The organism is Candidatus Poribacteria bacterium, from assembly GCA_021162805.1.
GTDB lineage: Bacteria > Poribacteria > WGA-4E > B28-G17 > B28-G17 > JAGGXZ01.
The window spans coordinates 1-9,857 of sequence record JAGGXZ010000109.1; the positions used below are offsets into that span (position 1 = coordinate 1).

Below are 9,857 nucleotides of genomic sequence, written 5' to 3' on the forward strand. Positions count from 1 at the left end.
GATAGAGGTAAAGCGGCATACTGGGATGGAAGGGATAGATCCGGATGCCCCGTCTCAAGCGGCGTATACCTCTATCAGCTTCAAGCTGGAAGTTACACCGATGTGAGGAGGATGTGCGTGGTCAAATAGGAGGAGTTCGTGATGAGAAGATCGATCATATTATTATCGATATGCCTGATGATGTTAACAGGGCTGAGCGAAGGGTCTGTGGTTTTTCTCTCAATACAGGATGAGATCACCGTCTCACAAGGGGATAAAGGGGTTAAAGTGCCTCTATATGTGAGCGATATGACAGGACTTGGAATCATCTCGGCGGAGATAAGGGTGAGGTATGATCCGGAGGTTGTCAAGGCGGTTGGAGTTGAGCTGAACGGGACGGTTGCAGAGGGGTCATCTGTGGCCTACAGGGTGAAGGGCTCGGAGATCAGGATAGCCCTCACGCGGGCGATGCCGTATAGGGGAGAAGGGGAGTTTGCCTATGTCGTGTTCGATGACGTGGCGGATGGCACCAGCCCTCTGGAGATAGTCAGGGCGAAGCTAAATGAAGGGAGAGAGCATACTGCAGAATTGGGTAGATGCGAGGCACATGTCATAACATCGGGTTCCAACATTGTGGATTTCAAAGGGGTGAAAGTTAAGATGGATTTTACCTCCAACAGCTCAGGGGGTAAAGTCCGTGTTACGCTCATAGACAAGAGACCGGAGGGAATGCAGCCGGCAGGGGTAAGAAGTGTATTGAATAGATATTGGGTAATAGATGGGCCTGAGGGGATAGAGACGAATCTGAGCTTCATCTTAGGCCCTGGTATGATCGGGCCTGGGGATGAGGCCAACCCTGGTAATCTGAAGCTTTTCAGGAGAGAGGGCAACAGCACAGGCAGTTGGAGTATGGTTGCCAGTGCGGTGAGTGCGGACTCGGCCACAGGAGAGGTCAGGTTTGAGGGAATAAGCGGATTCAGCCAGTTCACGATCGGCAGTGATGGAGATTCGTCATTACCGGTAGAGGCCGTGATGCTCAGAGGAGATGTGAGGGAAGGAAAGGTGATCCTCCGGTGGAAAGTTGAGGTGGATGCGGATGATGTGGGATTCGTCGTGTATAGGAGGGAATCTGGGGAAAGAGAATACAGACGGAAGAAGTTCATAGGGAGTTGTGAAGGATCAGCTTTTCCTGGTGGTTATACATATGTTGATAGGGACGTATCTCCGGGTCAGACGTACTATTACTATGTGGAAAGGATTGATATATCAGGTGAACGTGTTCCATCTGATGTCATCAAGGTTTCAATGCCATCTATGCCGGTTAGATATGCCCTTCATCAGAGCTATCCGAATCCGTTCAACGGGGAGGTATGGATTCCGTATGAGTTGGGGGAGAGAAGCCGAGTTGTCATAGAGATCTATGACATGGGATTTCACCTTGTAAGGGTTCTGGATCTAGGTTTGCAGCCGAAGGGGATTTATGAGAGTAAGATGATGGCAGCACGGTGGGATGGGCGGAACATGTTCGGAGAGGAGGTGTCAAGCGGGGTTTACTATTATGTGTTGAAGGCGGGGCCTTTCAAAGGTATAGGGAAGATGGTGGTCATCAAATGATCTCCTTCCTTGAACTTCCAGCGTGGGTTTGTAATTCGCTCATATTATCGTTAGGTGTAGCAGAGATCCGAGAGAAGGAACGAGGGACCGGAAGCGGAAAACGTTTCAACGTTAAACGTTGAACGTGCAACGAATTTCCCTTCCCCTTGTTCCTCCTCATGGATAACCGCTACACTCAAAGGAGATTTGAGCGTTGTAATTAGATATCGACTTGACATGCTGAGATGTATAATGTTATAATACTGACCAGTCAGTCAACATGGGAGGTCGAGATGGCTCGCAGGGGTGAAAAGAGGGATATCATTATCAGGAGGTAGCGAGATGATCAGGCGATCCATTGTGATCCTCTTCGTCGTGTCGATTTTATGCCCGACCGCTTTCAGCGACGATCCTGAGGTCTTTACGCTTCAAAGGAGCCTCGAGTATGCCCTTCAGCACAGCAAGGCCATGAAGGCGGCTGAGGAGAAGGTGAAATCAGCCGAGGCGAAGTTGGCCGAGGCAAGGGCGAATCTGCTGCCTAAGGTTTCCGCCAATGCCTCGTATCTCTATAACGGTAAACTCCCGAAGGTCACGCTTGAAATACCAACCCCGACCCTGCCCACGGGGAAAATATCCACGCCTAATCCCGCCCCGCCTTATGATCAAAGCGGGGTCCCCGGCATGGGAGCCGATATGGGAGGATCAACCTTCGGGTTAGGATCGCAGGAGATGACCTTCACGATGGGCGCCAAGAAGAACTTCCAGGCCGGCACTACGCTGCAACAGACGCTATTCGCGGGCGGAACCATCTATAATTCCATCAGACAGGCGCGGTTATCGCTCGAGGCGGCGAGGATGGAGAGGGAGGCGACGAGACAGAGGCTGATCTATGATGTTAAGGAGGCCTTCTATGGCGTATTGTTGGCCGAAAGGTTCCTCGACGTTTCCCGAAAGGCTCTCAAGCAGACGGAAGAGCACTACAAAATGGCTGAAAGGCTGGTCAAGGCCGGAACCGCTACCAGATATGATCTGTTACGTGCCAAGGTTCAACTGGCAAACATTAAATCTCGCCTTATCAAAGCGCAGAACGCTTTGAGGCTCGCAAAGGAGAGGTTCAAAATGACGATCGGGTTCGAAGGGCCGGAGGATATAGAGGTGAAAGGTGAATTTCAAACCCCTGAGTTCAAACTCAATCTCAATGAGTTGATCGACAGGGCGATCGAAAGGAGACCAGATCTGAAATCCATGAGGCTGCAGGTAGAGGCGATGGAGAGGCTGGTCTCGATCGCCAAAGGTTCCTTCCTGCCGACGGTCTCGCTTATCGGGAATTACGGCTACTCGGACAATGAAAAGCAGGAGGGTCAAACCACATGGAGCGTCATGGTGAGAGCCGATCTGCCCATCTTCACCGGCTTCAGCCGAGTGGCGAGGGTAAAGGAGGCGAAATCGACCGTGAATCAGATGAGGTTGGGGATGCAGCAGCTTGAGGATGGAATTAGATTAGAGGTGAAAGCCGCCTATCTTTCCCTGATGGAGGCGAAATCGCTCCTTGAAGCTCAGAAGGAGACGGTTCGGCAGGCAAAAGAAGGATTGAGAATGGCAAACCTGCAGTATAAAAACGGGCTGATCACCTCGGTGCAGCTCACCGATGCCGAGCTCGCCCTCATGCAGGCTGAGCTCAGCTATTATCAGGCTTTGCATGACTATGCCCTCGCAACTGCTAAGATCAAAAAGGCCATAGGGGAGGAATAAAAATGACAAGGAGAATTTGGGGCTACATTCTCATTTCAACGCTGATGTTGCTCTCCTTCCCCCTCGCTCACGCTCAACCTCCCATGAGAGGCGGGGCGGGGATGAAGCTTGAAAAGCTCGTGGCGGTTTCCAAACCGAAGGTTGGAGAGATAAGGAGAGAAATCACCCTCGTCGGGTCGGTTGAGCCCGATCGGAAGGTGAAGATCGTCCCGAAGGCAAGCGGAAGAATAGAGAGGATTCTGGTCGATGAGGGGCAGATCGTCAAAAAAGGCGATCCGCTCGCTGTGATAGAACATGTCGAGCTGGATCTGGGGGTTAAGCAGGCCTTAGCCGCATTGAAATCGGCCGAGGCTGCTTTGGAGCAAGCCCGAAAGCTGGCTAAGATAAAGGCCGAATCCCAGCTCAAACAGGCCAAGGCCGCTCTGATAGCCGCTCAGGTCGGACTTGAACAGGTCAAGGATATATCTGAAGCAAGCGTCCAAGCTAGGATCAGACAGGCCGAGGCGGGACTCGATGCCCTGAAGGCCAATCTCGAAAAGATCAAAAGGGGCGCAAGGCCTGAGGAGATAAAGCGGATGGAATCCATGGTTGAGCAGGCTAAGGCTGCGTTAGATAACGCCCGCGAGAACTATGAGCGAATGAGCGCGCTTTATGAGCAGGAGGTCATAAGCAAGCAGACGATGGATGGCGCCGAGATGCAGTATAAGGTCGCTAAAGCCCAGTACGAAGCCGCCCTACAGCAATTGACCATCGTCAAGAAGGGCGCTCGTGAAGAGGATATCCGGGCGATGGAGGCGCAGGTCAGAAGCGCTGAGGCCAACCTGAAACTGGCCAAGCTTTACGCGCAGACCAGAAGCTGGGAGAAGGATCTCAAACTCGCCGAGTCCAGAGTTCAACAGGCTCAGGCCGCATATGATCTGGCTAAAGCATCCTTCGATGCCGAGACGTGGAGGTTGGAGATCACGACGGCGGAGTCCAGATATGAGCAGGCTAAAGCCGCCTTGGATCTCGCCCGTCAAAGGCTCAAAGACGCTACAGTTACCGCACCTTTCGACGGAGTGATAGTTCAGAGAATGGTCGATGAGGGAGCGATGGTTGCCCCGGGTGTGGGTATGTTCAGCATGGTCAAGATGGACAAAGTTAAGATCGTAACCACCGTCTCGGAAAGCGAGATCCCGTACCTGAAGGAGGGAATGCCCGTCCTCATCAAAACGGTCACGGGGAGCTTTCAGGGCAAGGTGGACTACGTCAGCCCTGTCGTCGACCCGACCTCCAGATCAGTCAGAATCAAGATCTATCTTGACAACGCTCAGGGGAAGCTTAAGCCCGGTATGTCGGCCGATGTCGTCCTCCCGATCGAAGTACATCGCAACGTCCTTCTCGTCCCCAGAACAGCCCTTCTGAACGAAAACGGCAGCAGCTTCCTGTTCGTCGTGCGAAACGGCAAGGCGGTCAAAAGAGCGGTCGAGGTCGGTTTGACCGACGAGTGGAACGCTGAGATAACGGAGGGGATCACGGAAAAGGATCTGGTTGTCGTGGCCGGGGGGAACCAGCTTGAGGACGGCGATGTGGTGAAGGTGAAGGGGAGGTAGGAGAGATGAAGATACATGATCTGGCGATAAGAAGGGGCGTTGCCTTCACGATGCTCTTTTTAGCCCTTATCGTCTTAGGGCTGGTCTCGGCCCTCAGGCTCAAGCCGGAGCTGTTGCCTGATATAGAGTATCCGGTGATCACCGTTATGACCTCTTATCAGAACGTGTCGGCGGAGGACATCGAGACGTTGATCACCCGATCGATCGAAGAGGCGGTCAGCACCGTCAGCCACGTTAAAGAGGTCTCCTCGGTCTCCAAAGAGGGGATCTCGATCGTCATGGTCGAATTCGAATGGGGCACCGACATGGACGCGGCAGCCTTGGACGTGAAAGAGAAGATAGGGATGATAGAGGATTACCTCCCGGATGAGGCGAGCAAGCCCCTGGTCTTCAAGTTCGATCCCTCGATAATACCCATCGTCTTCGTCGGCGTCTCCGGGAACAGACCGGCCGCGGAGATAAGGAAGATAGCCGAGGATAAGATCGTACCGGCTCTGGAGAGGATAGACGGCGTGGCGGCAGCTCAGGTGGAGGGAGGAGCTGAGAGGGAAATACAGGTGATCGTGGATCACCGCAAGCTCGCTGCACACGACCTTTCGATCAATCAGGTGATAAACGCTCTGAGGATGGAGAACTTAAATTTGCCCGCCGGTAACATTAAGGAGGGGCCTACATCGACGCTGCTCAGGACAACGGCGCAGTTCAAATCGGTGGATGAGATCAAAAATGTGGTGGTTAAGCCGGGGATATCCCCCGTTTACGTGCGCGATATAGCCGAGGTGGTTGACTCCTTCAAAGAGAAAAGCACAGAGGATAGGGTGAACGGCAAACCAGGCGTGATCATAAGGGTCCGTAAGATGTCCGGCGCGAACACCGTCGAAACGGTCGGTAAGGTCAAGAAGGAGATCAAAAGGCTTAACAGGGAGCTGGTTGGAGAAGGGGTCAATTTGAGCATCATCATGGATCAGGCCAGGATAATAAACAGATCTCTGGCCAACCTCAGAACCGCTGCTATACAGGGAGCCATACTCGCCGTCCTGGTGTTGTTGCTGTTTCTGCACAGCTTCCGGAGCACCATCATCATAGCAGTTGCCATACCCACATCCATCATCATAACCTTTCTGGTGATGGGTTGGCGCGGGATGACGTTGAACATGATGACGATGGGAGGATTAGCGCTGGCGATCGGAATGCTCGTCGATAGCGCCATCGTGGTTCTGGAAAACGTCTTCAGACACCGCGAAAGCGGAGAATCGGCCAGACAGGCTGCCAGCATCGGGACATCCGAGGTCATAAACGCTATAACGGCATCAGTCATAACCACGGTTGCCGTCTTCCTGCCGATCGTCCTCGTCCCCGGTATAACCGGCCTGATCTTCAGGGATATGGCTTTAGTTGTCGTCTTCGCCCTGCTCTGTTCCCTTTTCGTCGCTATGACCTTAATACCGCTCATGTGCTCGCGGTTTTTGAAGGTCGGTGATAGAAACAGATTCTTCAAAGCTCTCGCCCGCTGGCAGAAGGTTTTGGAGGAGAGATACAGGAACTCGCTGGAATGGGCTCTAAACCATAAAAAGATCGTTATCTCGATCGTCGCCCTCATCTTCATCGGGTCGATCCTCATGGTCTATCCTCTCAGGTTGGTCGGTACCGAATTCATACCTGAAACGGATGTAGGAAGGCTTCAGTTTTCAGTTAAATTGCCCGTGGGAACGAGGCTCGAGGAGACCATAAAGGCCGTCTCGCAGATGGAGGAGAAGATCAAAGAGGTCTGTGGGAAGGATCTGGAAGCGATTTTAACGACCGTGGGTACCGGAGAGGGGATATCAGCTATGTTCAGAGGAGGTGCTGGGGAACATTCCGCCACGATCATAATCAGGCTGACCGATCCCGATCAGCGAAAGCGGTCGCAGAAGGAGATCGAGACGCAGATATTGAAGGAGATAGGCCATACACCGGGGATTGAGGTGACGGCGGTGTCGGCTTCCTATATGATGGAAGCCTTCGGCGGAGCGCCGATCATCATCGAGATATACGGCTATGACCGGCAGAAAGCCATCCAGATCGCCGATAAGATCAAAGATGTACTCCAGACCGTTCGAGGCGTTTATAACGTCCACGTGGCGGTGGATAAACCCCTGCCCGAATACCATATCATCATAGATCGCCAGGCAGCCGCTTCCAGGGGGCTGAGCGCGGCGATGATCGCAAATACGATCCAGAGTTACGTCCAGGGAACGGTCGCAACCAGATATCGAGAGGGAGGAGATGAATATGACGTAAGGGTGAGGCTCAAGAAGGATAATAGATCCGATCTGGACGTCCTCAAATCGCTGCTGATCCCTACCCCGACTGGAACTCTCATCCCGCTTAGCTCCGTAGCCAGGATCGATCGGAGCTACGGACCTATCACGATCGAGCGCAAGAAGCAGGAGAGATATATTACCGTGACGGCAGGGTTGAAGGGAAGAGATCTGGGGAGCGCCACGAGGGAGATAAGGGACAAGATAGAGGCGCTTGAGAGAAGCGGGAAGTTGAAGATTCCCAGCGATTTCGCCATCCAGTTCGGCGGCTCTGCCAAGGAACAGAGGGAATCCTTCAGGTGGCTCGGCATCGCCTTCATCGGCGCTATCTTCCTGGTCTATGCCGTCATGGCGGCACAGTTCGAATCGCTCATCGATCCGTTCATCATCATGTTCACCGTCCCCCTCGCCGTCATCGGGGTTATCTGGATGCTCGCCCTAACGAGAACGACGTTAAGCATCCTCTCCTTTTCGGGGGCCATAATGCTGGCGGGAATTGTGGTCAATAACGGCATCGTCATGGTGGACTACATCAACCTGTTGCGAAGGAAATATGATATGGGATTGATGGAGGCCGTGATAGAGGGCGGTAGGAGAAGGATGAGGCCGGTTTTGATGACGGCTTTGACCACGATCTTCGGCATGATCCCGATAGCCATCGGGTTGGGATCCGGCGCTGAACTTAGGGCACCGCTTGCCAGGGCGGTCGTCGGCGGATTGACCGTCTCCACCTTCCTGACCCTCTTCTTCGTGCCGGTTATATACACGGTTTTCGAACGGATCTCAGCTAGATTGAAAGGCAGAAATACTTCAGAATAACCGGATCAGGGGCAGGTATGAAGGCCTGCCCCTGCAGAAGGTTACCGGATCAAGCATTCACCCCGAGCCATATGAGTTGGGCCTTCGCTTCTTCGGTGGGCACAAGGGTTAAATCGGCTCTCGGTTCCGCCCAGGAACGGTGGATGATGAAGGGATCGAGCTCCTCCAAGGCAACCTGTATTTCAGCATCGCTTTACATATGATCGATCCGATAGTATACTGAGGATGTCCCCATCAGCCGAGGCTGAATCACGCCGCCTGAGAGCGCTAGCGTGTATTACGAATGAAAATTTTCCGTCCAACCTCCGTCCGAAATTACGTCTATATATATGGAGGAACATCATGAAGGACGAGCATCTGATACAAAAAGCCATCTCAGGCGATAGCTCTGCGTTCTGCAAACTGGTGGAGAAATACTTCGACTCGGTCTGCAGCGCCCTCTGTTCCCTCATCACCGACCCCTTCGACGCGGAGGAGATAGCTCAGGAGGCTTTCCTCAGGGCGTATCTGCATCTCAGAAAGCCGAGAAGACCCTCCTCCTTCCGATCTAGCCTTCAACCTTGCGATGGATCAGGCGAGATGGATAGGGAGATGATGAGGAAATGGGTCTTCGAGGGGAGGAGCTACGGGGATTTGAGCGAGGAGTATAACATGTCATACGATGCCGTCGCAAAGCGGATACGAAGAGGAAGGTTGAGAGGCGAGCTACCGTAGGAGCGCCTACGAGGGTAACAGTAGGCAATCCAACGGAAAGTGTTCACCCCAATCACGGCAGATTCGTGAGTTACACATACAACTTGCACCTGATGCGCCTTATAGATGAGCAATACACAAAGACCCCGTTTTACGGTGTTCCAAGAATGACGGCCTATCTCAGATCAAAGAGGGTGGAGAGACTGATGAGGGAGATGGCGCTGGAGGGGATGAAGATAGTGAGGCCAGATGAGGTATGGTGCAGCGACATCACATACAATGGATTGGTTTAGCAGATATCTTCTATCCTGGCAGGTTTCAAACACTCTTGATGGGTATTTCTGCCTTTCAGCGCTGCAGAGAGCCCTCATGAAGGGGAAGCCTAGGATATTCAACACAGATCAGGGGAGCCAGTTCACAAGCTCTGCTTTCACGGGAAGGCTTAAGGAGGAGGGAATCCAGATAAGCATGTGTGGCAGAGGAAGGGTATGGGATAACATCTTCATAGAGAGGAGGTGTATCTGAGTGATTACGAAACCGTCCCTGAGGCTATTGAGAGGCTGCATCAGGCACTGGGATACAGGACTCCGTATCAGGTGTATATGTATATGGATGGGAGATCTGAAAGGGTGTATGAAAATTTTGTAGGTAAGGGGGAGTAGACAAAGAGGCTAGATGAATATAAAATATAGGGTTTGCAATAAATACTCGTCAGATCAGGTACGGAGCGACCTGACGAATCCGACGACTATGCTTCTTGTTACAATATGCGATGCAGACAAATGCGAATATGTGATCGAACACCCACCTAGCTACTTTCCTCACCCCTTGACCCAATATGGGATATCCTTCATAGATAGGAAAGTAGTGAGAATGCCGATGCTCTGCTCAATCCATATCCTCCTTCCATATAGCTCCTCCTTCTTAGTCAGATATAACAATATACCTCTTGCTCTGTTGCTATTGCTCTCCTCTAGCTGCTTGCGCTTCTCCTGACTAAGCTCTCCTTTCCCTCGCAGATCCTTCAAATCAGCATCTCTCCTAGGGTTAACTGCACAAACTAGCTTGGCATCCAGTATCCTCTCAACATCGTCATAATTTGCCTCCCCGTCATATCCTGCATCCCCTA

The 9,857-nt window shown here is 52.4% G+C and carries 8 protein-coding genes; 7 read left to right on the forward strand and 1 reads right to left on the reverse strand.

Annotated elements, in window-relative coordinates:
- Positions 1 to 141: 141 nt before the first annotated feature.
- The 7 genes from J7M22_08655 to J7M22_08685 all read left to right on the forward strand — a co-directional run bounded on the left by J7M22_08655 (position 142) and on the right by J7M22_08685 (position 9,253).
- Positions 142 to 1,593, forward strand: a complete 1,452-nt coding sequence (locus J7M22_08655; protein ID MCD6506680.1) for a hypothetical protein — start codon at positions 142 to 144, stop codon at positions 1,591 to 1,593.
- 321 nt (positions 1,594 to 1,914) lie between these two features.
- Complete coding sequence (locus J7M22_08660) at positions 1,915 to 3,324, forward strand: TolC family protein (protein MCD6506681.1); 1,410 nt, start codon at positions 1,915 to 1,917, stop codon at positions 3,322 to 3,324.
- 2 nt (positions 3,325 to 3,326) lie between these two features.
- Positions 3,327 to 4,916 (forward strand): efflux RND transporter periplasmic adaptor subunit, encoded by a 1,590-nt coding sequence (locus J7M22_08665; protein ID MCD6506682.1) that lies wholly within the window; start codon positions 3,327 to 3,329, stop codon positions 4,914 to 4,916.
- 5 nt (positions 4,917 to 4,921) lie between these two features.
- Complete coding sequence (locus J7M22_08670; GenBank protein MCD6506683.1) at positions 4,922 to 8,035, forward strand: efflux RND transporter permease subunit; 3,114 nt, start codon at positions 4,922 to 4,924, stop codon at positions 8,033 to 8,035.
- A gap of 342 nt (positions 8,036 to 8,377) precedes the next feature.
- On the forward strand, positions 8,378 to 8,749 hold the full coding sequence (locus J7M22_08675; GenBank protein MCD6506684.1) for a hypothetical protein: 372 nt from the start codon (positions 8,378 to 8,380) through the stop codon (positions 8,747 to 8,749).
- Positions 8,750 to 8,814: 65 nt separating this feature from the next.
- Positions 8,815 to 9,021, forward strand: a complete 207-nt coding sequence (locus J7M22_08680; GenBank protein MCD6506685.1) for a transposase — start codon at positions 8,815 to 8,817, stop codon at positions 9,019 to 9,021.
- Positions 9,008 to 9,253 carry a transposase family protein gene (locus J7M22_08685; GenBank protein MCD6506686.1) on the forward strand — a complete coding sequence of 82 codons (246 nt, stop codon included), beginning with the start codon at positions 9,008 to 9,010 and terminating at the stop codon, positions 9,251 to 9,253. Before J7M22_08680 ends, J7M22_08685 begins: the two co-directional genes overlap by 14 nt.
- Before the next feature lie 296 nt (positions 9,254 to 9,549).
- On the opposite strand, the gene J7M22_08690 is transcribed toward J7M22_08685, so the two are convergent.
- The coding region (locus J7M22_08690) for a hypothetical protein (protein MCD6506687.1) at positions 9,550 to 9,857 on the reverse strand (308 nt) is incomplete at its 5' end.

Coding starts and splice junctions, on each gene's coding strand:
- J7M22_08655 (MCD6506680.1), top strand. CDS start 142: ATGAGAAGATCGATCATATTATTATCGATATGCCTGATGATGTTAACA.
- J7M22_08660 (MCD6506681.1), top strand. CDS start 1,915: ATGATCAGGCGATCCATTGTGATCCTCTTCGTCGTGTCGATTTTATGC.
- J7M22_08665 (MCD6506682.1), top strand. CDS start 3,327: ATGACAAGGAGAATTTGGGGCTACATTCTCATTTCAACGCTGATGTTG.
- J7M22_08670 (MCD6506683.1), top strand. CDS start 4,922: ATGAAGATACATGATCTGGCGATAAGAAGGGGCGTTGCCTTCACGATG.
- J7M22_08675 (MCD6506684.1), top strand. CDS start 8,378: ATGAAGGACGAGCATCTGATACAAAAAGCCATCTCAGGCGATAGCTCT.
- J7M22_08685 (MCD6506686.1), top strand. CDS start 9,008: ATGGATTGGTTTAGCAGATATCTTCTATCCTGGCAGGTTTCAAACACT.